At 68.7% G+C, this 17,124-nt stretch carries 16 protein-coding genes, 2 tRNA genes and 2 pseudogenes; 16 read left to right on the forward strand and 4 right to left on the reverse strand.

The window, feature by feature from the left end; translation table 11 throughout:
* Position 1: 1 nt before the first annotated feature.
* The gene (locus tag AC1D2E_RS06520; protein ID WP_478196643.1) at positions 2–898 is read right to left on the reverse strand and encodes an NAD kinase; all 897 of its coding nucleotides are present in this window, start codon (positions 896–898) and stop codon (positions 2–4) included.
* Positions 899–926: 28 nt separating this feature from the next.
* Here AC1D2E_RS06520 and hrcA point away from each other — a divergent pair, with 28 nt between their 5' ends.
* The 14 genes and pseudogenes from hrcA to greB all read left to right on the forward strand — a co-directional run bounded on the left by hrcA (position 927) and on the right by greB (position 9,904).
* Positions 927–1,934 (forward strand): heat-inducible transcriptional repressor HrcA, encoded by a 1,008-nt coding sequence (gene hrcA, locus AC1D2E_RS06525; RefSeq protein ID WP_478174725.1) that lies wholly within the window; start codon positions 927–929, stop codon positions 1,932–1,934.
* Positions 1,935–1,971: 37 nt separating this feature from the next.
* Positions 1,972–2,048, forward strand: a tRNA-Ile gene (locus AC1D2E_RS06530).
* A 106-nt stretch (positions 2,049–2,154) separates the two neighbouring features.
* A tRNA-Arg gene (locus AC1D2E_RS06535) sits at positions 2,155–2,231 on the forward strand.
* Between the two features lie 205 nt (positions 2,232–2,436).
* On the forward strand, positions 2,437–2,757 hold the full coding sequence (locus tag AC1D2E_RS06540; RefSeq protein WP_478196644.1) for a hypothetical protein: 321 nt from the start codon (positions 2,437–2,439) through the stop codon (positions 2,755–2,757).
* 82 nt (positions 2,758–2,839) lie between these two features.
* Entirely contained in the window at positions 2,840–3,040 is a 201-nt protein-coding gene (locus AC1D2E_RS06545; protein WP_478196645.1) for a hypothetical protein, read from the forward strand.
* A 126-nt stretch (positions 3,041–3,166) separates the two neighbouring features.
* A pseudogene (locus AC1D2E_RS06550) lies at positions 3,167–3,553 on the forward strand (VOC family protein); the annotation flags it as partial.
* Between the two features lie 51 nt (positions 3,554–3,604).
* Positions 3,605–4,012: pseudogene (locus AC1D2E_RS06555) on the forward strand (GNAT family acetyltransferase); the annotation flags it as partial.
* A gap of 136 nt (positions 4,013–4,148) precedes the next feature.
* Entirely contained in the window at positions 4,149–4,364 is a 216-nt protein-coding gene (locus AC1D2E_RS06560) for a hypothetical protein (protein WP_478174723.1), read from the forward strand.
* Positions 4,365–4,566: 202 nt separating this feature from the next.
* The gene (locus AC1D2E_RS06565) at positions 4,567–5,352 is read left to right on the forward strand and encodes an ABC transporter ATP-binding protein (protein ID WP_478196663.1); all 786 of its coding nucleotides are present in this window, start codon (positions 4,567–4,569) and stop codon (positions 5,350–5,352) included.
* Positions 5,352–6,065 (forward strand): ABC transporter ATP-binding protein, encoded by a 714-nt coding sequence (locus AC1D2E_RS06570; protein WP_478196646.1) that lies wholly within the window; start codon positions 5,352–5,354, stop codon positions 6,063–6,065. The genes AC1D2E_RS06565 and AC1D2E_RS06570 overlap by 1 nt, the downstream gene beginning before the upstream one ends.
* A gap of 137 nt (positions 6,066–6,202) precedes the next feature.
* Positions 6,203–7,072, forward strand: coding sequence for a branched-chain amino acid ABC transporter permease (locus AC1D2E_RS06575; protein ID WP_478196647.1), 870 nt, complete (start codon positions 6,203–6,205; stop codon positions 7,070–7,072).
* A gap of 3 nt (positions 7,073–7,075) precedes the next feature.
* On the forward strand, positions 7,076–8,101 hold the full coding sequence (locus AC1D2E_RS06580) for a branched-chain amino acid ABC transporter permease (RefSeq protein WP_478196648.1): 1,026 nt from the start codon (positions 7,076–7,078) through the stop codon (positions 8,099–8,101).
* Positions 8,098–9,315, forward strand: coding sequence for an ABC transporter substrate-binding protein (locus tag AC1D2E_RS06585; protein WP_478174719.1), 1,218 nt, complete (start codon positions 8,098–8,100; stop codon positions 9,313–9,315). Before AC1D2E_RS06580 ends, AC1D2E_RS06585 begins: the two co-directional genes overlap by 4 nt.
* A 28-nt stretch (positions 9,316–9,343) precedes the next feature.
* Positions 9,344–9,904, forward strand: a complete 561-nt coding sequence (gene greB / locus AC1D2E_RS06590; RefSeq protein ID WP_478196649.1) for a transcription elongation factor GreB — start codon at positions 9,344–9,346, stop codon at positions 9,902–9,904.
* 4 nt (positions 9,905–9,908) lie between these two features.
* Here greB and AC1D2E_RS06595 read toward each other — a convergent pair whose 3' ends face one another.
* The 3 genes from AC1D2E_RS06595 to gmk all read right to left on the reverse strand — a co-directional run bounded on the left by AC1D2E_RS06595 (position 9,909) and on the right by gmk (position 13,114).
* Positions 9,909–12,161, reverse strand: coding sequence for a RelA/SpoT family protein (locus AC1D2E_RS06595; protein ID WP_478196650.1), 2,253 nt, complete (start codon positions 12,159–12,161; stop codon positions 9,909–9,911).
* Positions 12,162–12,256: 95 nt separating this feature from the next.
* Positions 12,257–12,460 (reverse strand): DNA-directed RNA polymerase subunit omega, encoded by a 204-nt coding sequence (rpoZ, locus tag AC1D2E_RS06600; protein ID WP_019656435.1) that lies wholly within the window; start codon positions 12,458–12,460, stop codon positions 12,257–12,259.
* A gap of 33 nt (positions 12,461–12,493) precedes the next feature.
* The gene (gene gmk / locus AC1D2E_RS06605; RefSeq protein WP_478196651.1) at positions 12,494–13,114 is read right to left on the reverse strand and encodes a guanylate kinase; all 621 of its coding nucleotides are present in this window, start codon (positions 13,112–13,114) and stop codon (positions 12,494–12,496) included.
* Between the two features lie 200 nt (positions 13,115–13,314).
* Here gmk and AC1D2E_RS06610 point away from each other — a divergent pair, with 200 nt between their 5' ends.
* Both AC1D2E_RS06610 and AC1D2E_RS06615 read left to right on the forward strand, forming a co-directional pair.
* Positions 13,315–14,466 (forward strand): metallophosphoesterase family protein, encoded by a 1,152-nt coding sequence (locus AC1D2E_RS06610; protein WP_478196652.1) that lies wholly within the window; start codon positions 13,315–13,317, stop codon positions 14,464–14,466.
* Positions 14,463–17,123 (forward strand): AAA family ATPase, encoded by a 2,661-nt coding sequence (locus AC1D2E_RS06615; protein WP_478196653.1) that lies wholly within the window; start codon positions 14,463–14,465, stop codon positions 17,121–17,123. Before AC1D2E_RS06610 ends, AC1D2E_RS06615 begins: the two co-directional genes overlap by 4 nt.
* Position 17,124: the final 1 nt, after the last annotated feature.

Below are 17,124 nucleotides of genomic sequence, written 5' to 3' on the forward strand. Positions count from 1 at the left end.
CTCAAGATCCCCCTTCGTTCCAATGCAGTTTCCTGCGCAAGGTGTCGAAATAGCTCCAGCCTCGCGGATGCAGGAAGCGCACCCGATAGTCCGAGCGGCGCACCATCACCTTGTCGCCGATGGCCAGCGTGGCCAGCGATTGCATGTCGAAATTGGCGCTGGCATCGCGCCCGCCGACCAGTTCCATCGTGACCTCGTCGGCGTCGGGCAGCAGCAGCGGCCGATTCGACAGCGTGTGCGGCGCGATCGGCACCAGCACCCAGCCGCGCACCGCGGGATGCAGCAGCGGCCCCCCGGCCGACAGCGCGTAGGCGGTCGAGCCCGTGGGCGTGGAGATGATCATGCCGTCGGCGCGCTGGTTGGCCACGAAATGGTGGCCCACCGTGACCCGCAGCTCGACCATGCCCGAAGTGGCGCCGCGGTTGACCACCACGTCGTTCATTGCCAGGGTGTCGAACACCGACTCGCCGTCGCGCACCACCCGCGCCTTCATCAGCGTGCGCAGGTCTTCCTCGTAGTCGCCGGCCAGCATCGGGATCAGCGTCGCCTGGTAGTTGTCGAGCGAGATGTCGGTGATGAAGCCGAGCCGGCCGCGGTTGATGCCGATCAGCGGCACGTCGTGCGGCGCCAGCTGGCGGCCGATGCCGAGCATGGTGCCGTCGCCGCCGACCACCAGGCCGAGGTCGCACTGCTGGCCGATTTCCTCCACCGTCAGTGCGGGATAGGGGCCGGATTCGACCGAGTCCGACTGCGACTTCTCGACGAAGACCTTGCAGCCCTGCGATTCGAGGAAGGCGCCGATGCCCTCCATGACGTTGTCATGCGCGCCGCATTGCGCCCGGGCGCCGGAGGCCTGGTATTTACCGATCAGTGCGACATGCCGAAAGCGGGAGCTCATTCACAAATTACAACATTAAAATCATTCGATGCTGGACGACCGTGCCAAGTTGCTGCTGAAGACTCTCGTCGAGCGCTACATCGCCGACGGGCAGCCCGTGGGGTCGCGCACGCTTTCCCGCGCGCCGGGGCTGGACCTGTCCCCCGCGACCATCCGCAACGTGATGTCCGACCTCGAGGTGCTCGGGCTGATCGCAAGCCCCCACACCTCCGCAGGCCGCATTCCGACCGCACGGGGTTACCGCCTCTTCGTCGACACCATGCTGACCGCGCAGCGCGAGCAGTTCGCGTCGGCGCCGAGCCTGGCGGCCGACCAGCCGCAGAAGGTGATCGCGAACGCCGCCAACCTGCTGTCGAACCTGTCGCAGTTCGTGGGCGTGGTGATGGCGCCGCGGCGCGCCTCGGTGTTCCGGCAGATCGAGTTCCTGCGGCTGTCCGACCGTCGGTTGCTGGTGATCATCGTCGCGCCCGACGGCGACGTGCAGAACCGCGTGATCTTCCCCGAGGTCGACTACACGCAGTCGCAGCTGGTCGAGGCCTCCAACTACATCAACACCCATTTCGCCGGCCTCTCGATCGAGCAGGTGCGCGACCGGCTGCAGTCCGAGGTCGAGCAGCTGCGCGGCGAGATCGCGGCGCTGATGCAGGCTGCCGTGCAGGTCAGCTCCGAGGTCATGACCGAGGCCCAGGACGAGGTCGTGATCGCGGGCGAGCGCAACCTGCTCGCGGTCACCGACTTTTCCAGCGACATGGGGCACCTGCGGCGCGCCTTCGAGTTGTTCGAGCACAAGACGCAGCTGATGCGCCTGCTCGACGTCTCGAGCCAGGCCGAGGGCGTGCGCATCTTCATCGGCGGCGAGAGCCAGGTGGTGCCCTTCGACGACCTGTCGATCGTCAGCGCGAACTACGAGGTCGACGGAAAGGTTGTCGGCACACTGGGCGTCATCGGCCCGACCCGCATGCCCTACGAACGCATGATCCAGATCGTCGACATCACGTCGAAGCTGGTCACCAACGCGCTGAGCCACCGCAAGTAGAGAAGGGCGCCGCGCCCTACTAGAATTGGTGCCACGTGGGCCGTTAGCTCAGTTGGTTAGAGCAGCGGACTCATAATCCGTTGGTCGCTGGTTCAAGCCCAGCACGGCCTACCAAAAGCATCCGCCGGAGACTCGGGTCTGCTTCCGCGAAGCTTCTTTTGCAAGTCAAGAATCGAAGCGTGGACAGATGGCTGAAATGGATGCTATAATCGCAAGCTGTGCGGCTGTAGCTCAGTTGGATAGAGTACTTGGCTACGAACCAAGGGGTCGTGGGTTCAATTCCTGCCAGCCGCACCACTCTCTCGAATGGCCTAGAGGATTTTTCTCCTCTAGGCCATTTTCTTTTGGGGGACTTTCAGGGGAGTCGATCCTTCCCTCCGCCTGCTCGAGCCGCAAGGACCACCGGATGAACATGAAGTTTTTGCCATCCTGACGACGTAGGACGACACTCCCTCGCGCGTCGGCGCCCCGCGACGACAGCGAATTCGAGGAGAACGCCAGCATGCGTATCGTCAATGACAGCGAACATTGCCGCCGCTGGTGGGTCGGCTCCAGGGCGGGAGACGCCGTCCGACAGACGCTCGATGCGAACGCCGATGGTGTCGTCTCCCTCGACGACTTCGTCACCTGGGCGGTGTACGTCTTCCATCTTCGCGCCTACACGGGCATGGTCATCGTCGACAGCTTTCCGCTGGTCGCGGAATTCTTCAAGGTCGACTGCAGGACCGGGTTCGGCTGGGGCGGCACGCTCGTCAGCTTGATCGCCTGGGTCTTCCTGGCCACCAGCATGGCCGCGTCTTCGAAATCCGCCACCAAGACTTAGGGCGGGCGCATGTCGCGCGGCCGAGTCACACCGGCCGGATGGCTTATTGGCCGCCTCGACGGCCGCAGCCAGAATTCCATGAATGGAGACGATGGGAGACGAAGAACTCGCCGCGGCTGCGTATGTGCTGCGAAAGCGGGCCGAGCTTGGCGACCCGGATGCCTTGAAGCAGGCGCAACGCATGGAGGCGGAGCTGCGCAGGCGCCTGGGTTCCACACCGTCCGATCGCACCCCGCTCGAGCCCAAAGGCAGGCCTGCGCGGCCTTGGTGGCGGTTCTGGTAGCTGGAGCGTGCGCAGGACGTGCGGTTTCTTGCCGTTCTCGCCCCACCGAGGTGCCGGTGCCGGCGAAGAACTGAGCGCTTTCCGTTATCTTCGGCTCGTCAGGGGCAAGCGCTCCGGGGAGCCGAGATGTTTTCGCATGTCTTCGTGAGCGTGAGCGACTTCGAGCGCGCACTGCTTTTCTATCAGCCGGTGATGCAGGGCCTGGGCCTCGAGCTTCGCTTCTGCGAGCGAGACAAGCCCTGGGCCGGCTGGCACGGAACCGGCCGCACGCGGCCCTTCTTCGTGGTCTGCGAGCCGCACAACGGCCTGCCGCATGCGCCCGGCAACGGCCAGATGGTGGCCTTCGCCGCGGCCGACCGGGCCATGGTGCGCACGGTGCACCGCGTCGCGCTCGCCCAGGGCGGCAGTTGCGAAGGCGCACCCGGCTTGAGGGCCCAGTACCACCCGCACTACTACGGCGCCTACTTCCGGGATCCCGACGGCAACAAGTTCTGCGTCGCCTGCCATGCCCCGGAGCCCGAGGGGGACTGCATGACCCTGGTCGCCCCGTACCTCGATGATGTCCACCGAGCGCAGGTGATCCGTCTCTGGGAGACCGCATTCCGCTACGGCACGGCGCACAACGCGCCCGCCCTCGGCATCGACAAGAAGCTGGCGGTCGCCGATGGTCTTTTCTTCGTCGCTCTGGCGCAGGGCTCGGTGGTCGGCACCGTGCTGGCAGGCTACGACGGACACCGGGGCTGGCTGTACTCCGTCGCCGTGGATCCGGGGCATCGGTCGCGGGGCATCGGCACGGCCTTGGTCGCGCACGCGGAGCGCGCCCTGGCGGATCGGGGTTGCATGAAGATCAACCTGCAGATTGCGCCCGGCAACGAGTCGGTGGCGGCCTTCTACGAAGCGCTTGGCTACGTGGTCGAGCCGCGCGTCAGCATGGGCAAGCGCATCGTCGCCAACATCCCGGGCGGTTCGTGAGCCCATGCGGGGGCGGCCCCATCAACACTACCGCCGGCGGGGCCGCCAGTGACGGCGGACCGCCCGCCGCCCATAATCGCAATCCGGCCAAGCCAGGGGCCCCTGTCGAATCCTGGCGTTCATTGGGGCGACCACGATGAGCTTTTTGCACATGTTCCTGCCGGCCTCCGAGCCCGCGCGCAGCGAGGCCCTGGCCCTGCTGAAGAAGAAGCACCACGTGCCGAGGCACCTCGTCCGGGGCGTCGTGCCCAAGAAGGCGTCGGCCCTCGCGACGGAGCCCGTGCAAGTCCAGCAGCAGACCTTCGGTGCATCCGGCCCCTTGCCGTCCGACGCGCAAGTGCAGGTCGGCTGAGCGCCGCGCCTGACCCAGGCTCTCCCAGTTCCGATCCGGCAGCAGGCCTTCGCGGTCCGCGCGCCGGCGCAGCCGTGGGCTGCCGCGCCGGGCAATCAAGGGTAAAGCCGGCTTTCCATTCGTCCGAACACCGGTATCTTTTGTATCCAGTGGCATCCGAGTGTCCCGCTCGGGTTGGGTTCCACTGTGCAAGGAGTCGGAAATCGCCTCGCCTGCCCCCCGTGCCGATCTGCTGCGCGTCGAAGGCGTCACCGTGCGCTTTGGGGGAATCACGGCGCTCGACAAGGTGTCGTTCGCGGTGCCCGAGGGTTTCATCGTCGGCCTGATCGGTCCGAACGGTGCCGGCAAGACCACGCTCTTCAACTGCCTGTCGCGGCTCTATGCCTTCAGCGAGGGCCGCATCTCGTTCGAGGGCCGCTCGCTGGTCGAGACGCCGGCGCACGGCGTCGCGGCGATGGGCATCGGCCGCACCTTCCAGAACCTGGCGCTGTTCCGGACCATGACCGTGCGGCAGAACATCCTGCTCGGCGGCCATTGCCGCACCCGCAGCGGCTTCCTCGCCAATGCCCTGCGGCTGCCGGGGGTGCGGCGCGAAGAGCAGGTGCTCGAAGCGCACGCCGACCAGCTGGTCGACCTGCTCGGCCTCGGCGCCGTGGCCGCCACCCGCGTGATGGACCTTCCCTTCGGCACCCAGAAGCGCGTCGAGCTGGCGCGGGCGCTGGCGAGCCGGCCGAAGCTGCTGCTGCTCGACGAGCCGGCCGGCGGCCTGAACCATGAGGAAGTCGGCAAGCTGATGGACCTGCTGCGCCAGGTGCGCGAGCGGCTCCGGCTCACGATGCTGCTGGTCGAGCACCACATGAATCTCGTGATGCGGGTCTCCGACCAGGTGGTGGCGCTGGACTTCGGCCGCGTCATCGCCGACGGCTCGCCGGCCGAGGTGCAGGCCAACGCCGAAGTGATCCGCGCCTACCTGGGAGACCCGGACTGATGGCCCGCCTGCTCGACGTCCGCGGCCTGCGCGCGCAGTACGGCGCGAGCAAGGTGCTGCACGGCATCGACTTCGGCGTCGAGGAGGGCGGCATCACGACCATCCTCGGTGCCAACGGCGCCGGCAAGACGACCACCCTGCGGGCGGTCTGCGGCATGGTCAGGACCGAGGGCGAGATCGCCTTCGCGGGCCAGCGCATCGAGGGCCGCGCGACCGAGTCCATCGTCCGGCTCGGCGTCGCCCACGTGCCGGACGGGCGCGGCACCTTCGTCGCGCTGAGCGTCGAGGAGAACCTGCGCCTGGGCGCCTACACCCGCCGCGACAAGGCCGAGGTAGCGGCCGATTTCGAGCGCGTCTACAACCACTTCCCGCGGCTGCGCGAGCGCCGGTACCAGCAGGCCGGCACGCTGTCGGGCGGCGAGCAGCAGATGCTGGCGGTGTCGCGCGCCCTGATGCTGCGGCCGCGGCTGCTGCTGCTCGACGAGCCCTCCTTCGGCCTGGCGCCGCGCATCGTGCAGGAGCTGTTCGAGATCCTGCGCGAGATCAACGCCAGGGAGCGCGTGAGCATGCTGTTGGTGGAGCAGAACGCGGCACTGGCGCTGCGGCTGGCCGACCACGCCTATCTGCTCGAAACCGGCCGCGTGGTGATCTCCGGCCGCGCCGAGACCGTTCGCGACGACGAAGCGGTGCGGCGTTCGTACCTCGGCTATTGACATGAAACACCCCCGAAGCGCCTGCGGCGCCTCCCCCTCAAGGGGGCGATACCAGCGGCCCGGCGAAGCCGGTTCCGCGGTATCCCTGGTGGTCCTGAGTTGCGCCGGTCTCATGCGATCGCGGGCGGAGACCTGACATGAATCTGTTTCTGCACCAGGTGCTCTCCGGCCTCGCCACCGGCGGGATCTATGCCAGCGTGGCGCTGGCGCTGGTGATGATCTACCAGGCCACGCACCTGGTGAACTTCGCGCAGGGCGAGCTCGCGATGTTCTCCACCTACATCGCCTGGAGCCTGATGCAGGCCGGCCTGCCCTACTGGGCCGCGTTCTTCGTCACGGTGGCGATCGCCTTCGCCCTCGGCGTGCTGATCGAGCGCATCGTCGTGCGGCCGGTCGAGAACGCGCCGATCCTCGCGGTGGTCATCGTCTTCATCGGCCTGCTCGTCATCCTCAACAGCCTCGCGGGCTGGATCTTCAGCTACACGATCAAGCCCTTCCCGAGCCCGTTCCCGGCCGAGCCGCTGTTCGGCAATCGCTTCATGTCCTCGCACGAGCTGGGCTCGATCGGCATCACGCTGGCGGTGCTGGCGATGGTGTTCGTGTTCTTCCGCTACACGCCGCTGGGCCTGGCGATGCGCGCGGCGGCGCAGAACCCGGTCTCGAGCCGGCTGGTGGGCATCCGGGTCGGCTGGATGCTGGCCCTCGGCTGGGGCCTGGCGGCGGCGATCGGCGCCATCGCCGGCATCATGGTCGCGCCCGCCGTGTTCCTCGAGCCGAACATGATGGCCGGCATCCTGCTGTATGCCTTCGCCGCCGCCCTGCTCGGCGGCATCGACAGCCCGGGCGGCGCGGTGCTCGGCGGCTTCATCGTCGGCGTGCTCGAGAACCTGGTCGGCGCGGTGCTGGGCACCGAGCTCAAGCTCACAGTCGCGCTGGTGCTGATCGTCGGCGTGCTGGTGATCCGGCCCTCGGGCCTGTTCGGGAAGGTCAGCGTCACGCGGGTCTGAGCCATGAAGCAGCCACCCACCCCGACCCGCACAGCGCCGAGCAGGGCCCAACTGGCAGGCCTGCTGCTGCTGGTCGTGCTGGCCTGCGCGCTGCCCTTCGTGGTCAGCAACTACCGGGTGTTCCAGTTCACGCTGGCGCTGGTCTACGCCATCGCCCTGCTCGGGCTCAACATGCTGACCGGCTACAACGGCCAGATCTCGCTCGGCCACGGCGCCTTCTACGCCATCGGCGCCTATGTGGCGGCGATCCTCATGGACCAGTTCGGCGTGCCCTACTGGCTCACGGTGCCGGCCGCCGGCGCGGTCTGCCTGCTGGCCGGTTTCCTGTTCGGCCTGCCGGCGCTGCGCCTCGAAGGGCTCTACCTCGCGCTGGCCACCTTCGCGCTCGGCGTGGCGATGCCGCAGATCCTCAAGTACAAGCACTTCGAGCACTGGACCGGCGGCGCGCAGGGCATCGTGATCGTCAAGCCCGAGGCGCCCGAATGGACCGGCCTCTCGCAGGACCAGTGGCTCTACTTCGTGGTGCTGGGGGTGCTGGTCGTGATGTTCGTCCTCGCCTGGAACCTGCTGCGCGGGCGCATCGGACGCGCGATGGTGGCGATCCGCGACCAGCCGATCGCGGCCCAGGCGATGGGGGTCGACACCGCGATGGTGAAGTCGTTGACTTTCGGCGTCTCGGCGATGTACACCGGCGTTGCGGGGGCACTGGGGGCGATCGTGGTCCAGTTCGTCGCGCCGGACTCGTTCACCATCTTCCTGTCGATCACGCTGGTGGTGGGCGTGGTGATCGGCGGCCTGGCATCGATCCAGGGCGCGATCTACGGGGCGCTGTTCATCCAGTTCATACCGAACGTCGCCGACCAGATCTCCAAGGCCGCACCGTGGGCGATCTACGGCATCTTCCTGATCGTCTTCATGTACGTGATGCCCACCGGCGTGGCCGGGCTGGTTCGCATCCTCGCCGGCCGCTTCCGGCAGCGGCGCGAGCGACAAGAGAGTTCATCGTTGACACAGAAGGAGACATCATGAAATTCAGTCCCTACCGTCGCGCCACCTTGCTCGCCGCGGCCCTGGCCGTCATCGCGGCACCGGCGCTGGCGCAGAAGAAATACGGCCCCGGCGTCACCGACACCGAGATCAAGCTCGGCCAGACCATGCCCTACAGCGGACCGGCTTCGGCCTACGGCACCATCGGCAAGCTCGAGCAGGCCTATTTCAAGATGATCAACGACAACGGCGGCATCAACGGCCGGAAGATCAACCTGATCAGCCTCGACGACGGCTACAGTCCGCCGAAAGCGGTGGAGCAGGTGCGCCGGCTGGTCGAGCAGGACGAGGTGCTGGCGCTGTTCCAGACGCTGGGCACGCCGAGCAACTCGGCGATCCACAAGTACGTGAACGCGAAGAAGGTGCCGCACCTGCTGCTGGCCACCGGCGCGACCAAGTGGGCCGACCCCCAGAACTTTCCGTGGACGCTCGGCTTCAACCTGAGCTACCAGGCCGAAGGCCTGATCTACGCCAAGTACTTGATGAAGGAGAAGCCCAACGCGAAGATCGCGATCCTTTATCAGAACGACGACTACGGCAAGGACCTGCTCAAGGGCGTGAAGGACGGCCTGGGCGCGAAGGGCGCCAGGATGGTCGTCTCCGAAGCCAGCTACGAAGTGACCGACCCGACGGTCGACTCGCAGATCCTCACCTTGCAGAACTCCGGCGCCGACACCTTCATCGACATCACGACGCCGAAGTTCGCGGCCCAGGCGATCCGCAAGGCCTTCGATTCGGGCTGGAAGCCGCTGCACATCGTCAACAACGTCGCCGCCTCGGTGGGCTCGGTGCTGGCACCGGCCGGGCTCGACAAGTCGACCGGACTGCTCACGCTGCTGTACTACAAGGACCCGAACGACCCGCAGTGGAAGGACGACCCGGCGATGCTCGAGTGGCGCGCCTTCATGGGCCGCTACTACAAGGAGGGCGACCCGAAGGACGCCGCCAACCTCTACGCCTACCTGGCGGCGCAGACCATGGTGCAGATCCTCAAGCAGTGCGGCAACGATCTCACGCGCGAGAACGTGATGAAGCAGGCCGCCAACATCAAGAACCTGAGGCTGCCGCTGCTCTTGACGGGCATGTCGCTGAACACCACGCCGACCGATTTCTTCCTGGTCAAGCAGGGCCAGCTGGCGCGCTTCACGGGCTCGCAATGGCAGGTCTTCGGCGAGGTGCTGAGCACCACCGACTAGCTTTTGGCTGTGATACAAGCTTCGGAGCATGAGCAAGGCATTCACGAAGGAAAGCGACAGCGGCGACGATGACGGCGAAGGCGCCGCCCTGCCGCCGCTGCCCGCTGGCGGCAAGAACTACATGACGCCGGCCGGCTATGCGCGGCTGCGCGCCGAACTGCTCGACCTGATGGACAACGAGCGGCCGAAGGTGGTCGAGGCGGTGCATTGGGCGGCCAAGAACGGCGACCGCTCCGAGAACGGCGACTACCTCTACGGCAAGAAGCGGCTGCGCGAGATCGACCGCCGGATCCGCTTCCTGACCAAGCGGCTCGAGGTGGCGGAGCTGACCGACCCGACGGTGCACCACGGCCGCGACCAGGTGTTCTTCGGCGCCACCGTGCGCTACGCCGACGAGGAAGGCGAGGAGCGCGAAGTCACCATCCTCGGCATCGACGAGGCGAACAGCGCCCAGGCGCAGGTCAGCTGGATCTCGCCGATCGCGCGGGCGCTGCTGAAGGCCAGGGAAGGCGATGTGGTCAGGCTCGCGACGCCCGGTGGCGTGCACGAGATCGAGGTGCTGTCGGTCAGCTACCCGGCGCCGACTTGAATATTCAGGGCGCCGGAACCGTCCGCGCCGCGGCCAGCACCGAAGACGTCCGCCGCACCGCCCGCAGCACCGCATCGAGGTGCGTGCGGTCGCGCACTGCGATCACGAAGCGCAGGTCGGTCGAATCCTGCGGCGTCTCGTCGGCCATCTCGACGTGCGTGATGTCGGCTTCGGCATCGGCGAGCGTCGCAGCTACGCGCGCCAGCACGCCCTTGTCGTTGCGCACCGTGATGACCACGCCGGTCTCGAAGGTGCGCACCGGTTCGTCGGCCCATTCGACCGCGAAGAAACGCTCGCTGTCCTTGTAGCGCAACCGCTGGCCGACGCCGCATTCCTCGGTGTGGACCACCAGCCCCTCGCCGTGGCCGAGGTAGCCGACGATGCCGTCGCCCGGAATCGGCCGGCAGCAGAGCGCAAAGCGCACCGACGAGTTCTCGCTGCCGTCCAGCGTGACCGCGCCCTGCGACACGGCCTCGTGCGCGGTGAAGCGCTCGCGGCTCAGCATCAGCGCGTCGGGCTTCTCGCCGCGCTCGGCCAGGAGCGCCATCAGCCGCTTGGCCACGATGCTGGCGATACGCTTGCCCAGGCCGATGTCGGTCAGCAGCTCGGAGCGGGTCCGGTTGCCGGTGAAGCGCAGCAGCTTTTCCCATAGCGGCTGGTGCTCGGCGTCGTCCTCGGGCAGCTTGCCCAGGCCTTCGGCGCGCAGCGCCTGCGCCAGCAATTTCTCGCCCAGGCCTTCGGATTCGGCATGCGCCAGGGTCTTCAGGTAGTGGCGGATCTTGGAGCGGGCGCGGCCGGTGCGCACGAAGCCGAGCCAGGCCGGGTTGGGCGTCGACACCGGCGCCGTGATGATCTCGACCACGTCGCCGTTCTTGAGCTCGGTGCGCAGCGGCACCTGGTCGCCGTTGATGCGCGCCGCCGAGGTGTGGTCGCCGATGTTGCTGTGGATCGCGTAGGCGAAGTCGACCACGGTCGCGCCGCGCGGCAGCGCCATGATCTGGCTCTTGGGCGTGAAGACGTAGACCGCGTCGGGGAACAGGTCGACCTTGACGTGGTCCCAGAACTCGGCGGCGTCGCGGGTCTCGTCCTGGATGTCGAGCAGCGACTGCAGCCACTTGGCGCCCAGCCGCTCGCTGGTCGCCGCCGTGGGCTCGGCCGCCTTGTAGAGCCAGTGGGCCGCGACGCCCGACTCGGCCACCACGTGCATGGCCTCCGTTCGCAGCTGGAACTCGACGTTGACGCCCGAAGGGCCCACCAGCGTGGTGTGCAGCGACTGGTAGCCGTTGAGCTTGGCGATCGCGATGTGGTCCTTGAACTTGCCCGGCAGCGGCTTGTACATCTGGTGCAGGATGCCGAGCCCGGTGTAGCAGGAGATCACGGTCGGAACGATCAGCCGGAAGCCGTAGATGTCGGTCACCTGGGCGAAGCTCAGGTGCTTCTCGTCCATCTTGCGGTAGATGGAATAGAGGGTCTTCTCGCGGCCGGCGATGCGCACGTTCATGCCGGCGGCGGCGAAGGAAGTCTCGACTTCCTGCTGCACCTTCTGGATCAGGTCGCGGCGCCGGCCGCGCGCCTTGGCGACCGCTTTCGACAGCACCGAATAGCGCCAGGGCCGCAGGTGCCGGAACGACAGGTCCTGCAGCTCGCGGTAGGTCTGGTTGAGGCCCAGCCGGTGCGCGATCGGGGCGTAGATGTCGAGCGTCTCGCTGGAGATGCGGGCCCATTTCTCGCGCGGCGCGTCGTCCAGCGTGCGCATGTTGTGGGTGCGGTCGGCCAGCTTGACCAGGATCACCCGGACATCACGCGCCATCGCCAGCAGCATCTTGCGGAAGGACTCGGCCTGGTTCTCCTCGCGGGTGTTGAAGCGCAGCTTGTCCAGCTTGGTGAGGCCGTCGACCAGTTCGGCCACCGGGGCGCCGAAGCGCTCGATCAGCTCGGACTTGGTGACGCCGCAGTCCTCGATCGCGTCGTGCAGCAGGGCCGCCATCAGCGCCTGGGCGTCGAGCTTCCATTCGGCGCACTGCGCCGCCACCGCGATCGGGTGGGTGATGTAGGGCTCGCCGCTGTTGCGCAACTGTCCCAGGTGGGCCTCGTCGGCGAAACGGTAGGCGCGACGAATCTGCTCGATGTCTTCGGGGCCCAGGTAGTCGAGCCGGTCGGTCAGGGCCGCGAAACTGGCGGCGRCCGCGTTCAGCGCTGCGGGACTCGGCCGCAGGGCAGGGGGTGCCCCGGTCTGGGGCTTGACGACCGCGCTCATGGGTACCACTTTAGCTTGGCCGCCGAATCGTCGCATTCGGGCACAAAAAAAGCACCGCGTACGGTGCTTCCTTGTTGCATGTGAGCATCAACTTCTCAGCCGGGGACCTTCTTGAGCATCTCGAGGCCGATCTTGCCTTCGGCGATTTCGCGCAGCGCGGTCACGGCCGGCTTGTTCTTGCTTTCGATCTTCGGGGCGTGGCCCTGGCTCAGCATGCGCGCGCGGTAGGTGGCGGCCAGCACGAGCTGGAAGCGATTCGGGATGTGAACGAGGCAATCTTCGACGGTGATGCGGGCCATGAGGATCTTTCGGTGGGCGGACGAGGGGTCGTTTCAGGGAATGTTCAGCGCGGCGAAGGTGTCGGCGCGTGCGCGGCGCTGTGCGGAATAGCGTAGCCGCTGAGCGTGGACGATCGCCTTCAGGTCGAAAAGTGCGCGCTCAAATACCTCGTTGATTATAACGAAGTCGAATTCCCCTGCGCGCGCCATCTCTTCGGCGGCGTTCTGGAGGCGCAGTTCGATGATCGAGGCGCTGTCCTCGCCGCGCCGCTCGAGCCGCGAGCGCAGTTCTTCCCAGCTCGGCGGCAGGATGAAGATCATGACCGCGTTCGAGAAGGTCTTGCGGATCTGCAGCGCGCCCTGGAAGTCGATCTCGAGGATCACGTCGGCGCCCTGGGCGATGCGCTCCTCGATCGCCTTCTTGGAGGTGCCGTAGCGCTGGCCGTGCACGTGGGCCCATTCGACGAAGGCTTCGGCCTCGACCATGGCGTCGAACTCGGGGTGCGAGGCGAAAAAGTACTCGCGGCCGTGCTTTTCCTGGCCGCGGGGCGGGCGTGTGGTGTGCGAGACCGAGGGCTGCACGGCCGAGTCGAGCTCCATCAGGGCCTTGACCAGGCTCGATTTGCCGGCGCCGCTGGGTGCAGCGACCACGAAGATGTTGYCGGGGTAGTCCATTCGCTGGTGTTCTGTGTTCGATTACGGTTGGCTGCGCTGTCGGGCGACGGCATGCGATCAAGGCAGGCGAGCGAACCAGCGGCGGTGCGATCCTCGGCATTTTATCAGCCGGGCTCCAGTGCCCGCCGGCCCCGGGGTCGACCGCAGAAAATGCAACACTCGACCCGCCCACCACCTCGTCCCCGGTTTTCTGGAGATCCATGCCCCGCTTCATTCACACCGCAGATTGGCAGATCGGGCGCCAGTTCGCTTCTTTCGACCCCGAACATGCGCCGATCCTCGCGGAGGCGCGCATTGCCGCGGTCGAACGCCTGGCCGCGCTGGCGGCCGAGCACCGGGTCGACGCGGTGCTGGTCGCCGGCGACGTGTTCGACGCCCAGACGGTGTCGGAGCGCACCGTGCGCCGCCTGTTCAATGCGCTGGCGGGCTACGCCGGCCCCTGGCTGATGATTCCCGGCAACCATGACGCCGCCCTGGCCGAAAGCGTCTGGACCCGCGCCCAGCGCCTGGGCGCCGTGCCGCCCAACGCCCATCTGTTGCTGGCGCCCGAGCTCCGGCTTTTCGAGGCGCAGGGCTTCGCGGTGCTGCCGGCCCCGCTGACGCAGCGCCACACCTACAACGACCTGACGGCCTGGTTCGACGGCGCCGAGACGCCGGCCGGCCTGCTGCGCATCGGCCTCGGGCACGGCAGCGTGCAGGGCATCCTGGCCGAAGGCATCGATTCGGCGAACCCGCTGGCGCCCGATCGCGCCGCCAGCGCGCGGCTCGACTACTTGGCCCTGGGCGACTGGCACGGCTGCAAGCGCATCGACGCCCGCACCTGGTACGCCGGCACGCCCGAGCCCGACCGCTTCAAGGCGAACGACGCCGGCCAGGCGCTGCTGGTGGAGATCACGGCGCCGGGCGCCGAGCCGCGGGTGACGCCGCTGGCCGTCGGCCAGTTCCGCTGGCACCTGCTGGGCGCCCGTTTGCATGTCGCGAGCGATCTCGATGCCTTGCTGGCGCAACTCGCGGAGCTCGGCGCCCAGGAGGTGGTCGACCTGCGCGTGCAGGGCCGCATCGACCTGGCAGGGCGGCAGCGGCTGCAGGCCGCGGTCGGCAGCGCCGAGGCGCGGGCGCGCCACCTGCAGGCCGACCTGTCGGCGCTGCAGCTGGTGCCGACCGACGAGGACATCGCCGGCCTGCAGGCCGACGGCTACCTGGGCGAGGTGATCGCCGAGCTGCGCGAAGCCCAGGGCGGCACCGACCCGCAGGCGCAGGTCGCGCAGGACGCGCTCGCCCTGCTGGCCACCGCGCTGGTGCAGCGCGCGCCGGCGGCGGCCATCGTCCCGCTGGAGGCAGCGGCGGCATGAGCCTTCAGATCACCCGACTGCGCGTCGAGCAGCTGCGTCGTTTCCGCCAGCCGCTGGAGCTGCGCGGCTTCGAACCCGGGCTCAACATCCTCGCGGCCCCCAACGAGGCCGGCAAGAGCACGCTGGTGCGCGCCATCCGCGCCGCCTTCTTCGAGCGCCACCGCTCCACCGTGGTCGACGACCTGCGGCCCTGGGGCGAGGGCAGCAGCGCGGCGCCGCAAGTCGAGCTCGACTTCGTGCTCGACGGCCAGCCGCACCAGCTGGTCAAGAGCTTCCTCGGCAAGAAGCGCTGCACCTTGCGCATCGGCGTGCGCACGATGGACGGCACCGAGGCCGAAGACCACCTGGCCCAGAGCCTCGGCTTCGCCTTCGCCAGCAAGGGGGCCAGCAAGCCCGAGCACTGGGGCATTCCGGGCCTGCTGTGGGTCGAGCAGGGCACCGGCCAGGAGCTGGACGTGGACCCGGCGCGCGACCATCTGCACGATGCACTGCAGGGGCAGGTCGGCGCCGCTGCGGGCGCGCTGGCGGCCACCGGCGGCGATGAGCTGCTGGAGCAGTTCCGGGCTCAGCGCAATGAACTGCTGACCGGCACCGGCAAGCCGCGCGCCGCCTACCTCGAGGCGGCCGAGGCGATCGCCACCCTGCAATCGCAGGCCGATGCGCTCGACACCCAGATCRCCAGCTACCGCCAGCAGGTCGACCAGCTGGCCGCGCTGCGCCAGCAGCATCGGACCGACGAGGTGGCCCAGCCCTGGGAGGCGCTGCGCCAGGAACTGGCCGCCGCCCGCCAGCACCAGCAGGCGCTGCAGGCGAGCCAGGCGCAGCTGCAGGGCGACCGGGCCCGCCTGCTTCAACTCGAAGGCACCCGCGGCCTGCTCGCCAAGGAACTCGAAGCTCTGGTGCGGCAGCAGTCCGACGCCGCCGCCCGCGGGCAGGCCCAGGCCCAGGCCGCCGAGCAATTGCAGGCTGCCGATGCGGCTGTGGCCACGGCGCGCCAACATGCCGAAGCGGCCCGCGCGCGTGCCCACGCAGCCCGCGAGGCCTGGCGCATCGCCCGGCAGGAAGGCCAGCGCGACAGCCTGCGGCAGCAGGTGCGGCAGGCCGAGACCGAGCGCGTTCGCAGCGCGGAAGCGCTGCAGCGCGCCGAAGAAGCCCAGCAGCGCCTGGCCGCGCTGCGCGCCGGTGCCGCCGCGGCGCCCACCATCGGCAAGGCCCAGGTGCAGCGGCTGCTCGAACTCGACCGCGCCGAACGCGATGCCGCGCTGCGGCGCCAGGCGGTGGCCACGCGGCTGCAGTTCAACCTGCCCGAGGGCCAGAGGCTCGGCCTGCGCACCCAGGGCCAGAGCCTCGACCTGCAAGCCCGCGGCGAGCGGCTGCTCGATGCGCCGACCACGCTCCAGCTGCCCGGCGGCGGCGAGCTGGTCATCACGCCGGGCGGCGATGACCTGGCGCAGCTGGCCCGCAGCCATACGGAGGCGAAGCAGGGGCTGCAGGCCGGGCTGCTGGCGCTGGGCGTGGCCGACCTTGCCGAAGCGCAGGCGCGGCTCAGCGCGGTCGCCGATCGCGAAGCGCAGATGCGGCTGGCCGAGCAGGCTTTCGCGATCGTCGCGCCGAAGGGGCTGGAGCCTCTGCGCAGCGCCCAGGCCGAGGCGCAGTCGCGCATCCGCACGGCGCAGGAAGCCCTGGCCCGCCTGCCGGCGGCCCCGGCCGAGGCCGTGCTGCCGCAGGACCAGGCCGAGGCCGAACAGGACGCCGCCGCGGCCACCGAGGAGCGCACCGCCGCCGCGCTGGTCCAGGCGCAGCGCCGCCAGGCCGCGGCGCAGAGCCTGCACGACACGGCCCGGCACGAGCAGCGCGCGGCCCAGGCCGCGCTGGCCGATCCGGCGCGCACCCGGCGCCAGGCCGAGGCGCAGCAGCAGCTGCTGGCCACCGGTGCCGAGCATGCTGCGCTGGCGGCGCGGATCGAGGAGGCCGGCGCCCAGGTTCGCGAGGCCCGGCCCGACATCGTGGCCCAGGACATCGACCGCCTTCAGCGCAGCGTCGAGCAGATGACGCGCAGCCACCAGCAGCGCCGCGAGGACGTCCTGCTGCTCGAGAACACGCTGCAGCAGGCCGGCGCGCAGGGGCTGGAGGAGCAGCGCGACGCGCTGGCCGGCCGCCTTGCCCAGGCCCGCCGCCGCCATGCCGAACTGCAGCGCCGCGCCGAGGCGCTCGACCTGCTGTGCAGCATGCTCGACGCCAAGCGCCAGGCCACGCTGGCCCGCCTGCAGGCGCCGCTGCAGGAGCGGCTGCAGCACTACCTGCCGCTGCTGCTGCCCGGCGCCACGGTGCAGATCGACGCCGGCCTCGCGCCTGGCACGCTGATCCGCACGCAGGACGGCGGCGCGATCGAATCGGGCCAGGTGCAGGACCTGAGCTTCGGCGCCCGCGAGCAGCTCGGCCTGATCAGCCGCTTCGCCTACGCCGACCTGCTGCAGCAGGCCGGCCGACCGACGCTGCTGATCCTCGACGATGCGCTGGTGCACAGCGATGCGCCGCGCCTGGCCCGGATGAAGCGCGTGCTCTTCGATGCCGCGCAGCGCCACCAGGTGCTGCTGTTCACCTGCCACCCGCAGAATTGGCAGGACATGGGCGTGGCCGTGCGGCCGCTGGCCTGAC

The organism is Variovorax sp. P1_H2, from assembly GCF_056405295.1.

What these genes read in the sequence shown, in the direction of transcription:
- AC1D2E_RS06560 (WP_478174723.1), top strand. Translation starts at nt 4,149, where the DNA reads ATGAGCTTTTTGCACATGTTCCTGCCGGCCTCCGAGCCCGCGCGCAGC.
- AC1D2E_RS06540 (WP_478196644.1), top strand. Translation starts at nt 2,437, where the DNA reads ATGCGTATCGTCAATGACAGCGAACATTGCCGCCGCTGGTGGGTCGGC.
- hrcA (WP_478174725.1), top strand. Translation starts at nt 927, where the DNA reads ATGCTGGACGACCGTGCCAAGTTGCTGCTGAAGACTCTCGTCGAGCGC.
- AC1D2E_RS06585 (WP_478174719.1), top strand. Translation starts at nt 8,098, where the DNA reads ATGAAATTCAGTCCCTACCGTCGCGCCACCTTGCTCGCCGCGGCCCTG.
- AC1D2E_RS06580 (WP_478196648.1), top strand. Translation starts at nt 7,076, where the DNA reads ATGAAGCAGCCACCCACCCCGACCCGCACAGCGCCGAGCAGGGCCCAA.
- AC1D2E_RS06570 (WP_478196646.1), top strand. Translation starts at nt 5,352, where the DNA reads ATGGCCCGCCTGCTCGACGTCCGCGGCCTGCGCGCGCAGTACGGCGCG.
- AC1D2E_RS06610 (WP_478196652.1), top strand. Translation starts at nt 13,315, where the DNA reads ATGCCCCGCTTCATTCACACCGCAGATTGGCAGATCGGGCGCCAGTTC.
- AC1D2E_RS06520 (WP_478196643.1), bottom strand. Translation starts at nt 898, where the DNA reads ATGAGCTCCCGCTTTCGGCATGTCGCACTGATCGGTAAATACCAGGCC.
- greB (WP_478196649.1), top strand. Translation starts at nt 9,344, where the DNA reads ATGAGCAAGGCATTCACGAAGGAAAGCGACAGCGGCGACGATGACGGC.
- rpoZ (WP_019656435.1), bottom strand. Translation starts at nt 12,460, where the DNA reads ATGGCCCGCATCACCGTCGAAGATTGCCTCGTTCACATCCCGAATCGC.
- AC1D2E_RS06575 (WP_478196647.1), top strand. Translation starts at nt 6,203, where the DNA reads ATGAATCTGTTTCTGCACCAGGTGCTCTCCGGCCTCGCCACCGGCGGG.
- AC1D2E_RS06545 (WP_478196645.1), top strand. Translation starts at nt 2,840, where the DNA reads ATGGAGACGATGGGAGACGAAGAACTCGCCGCGGCTGCGTATGTGCTG.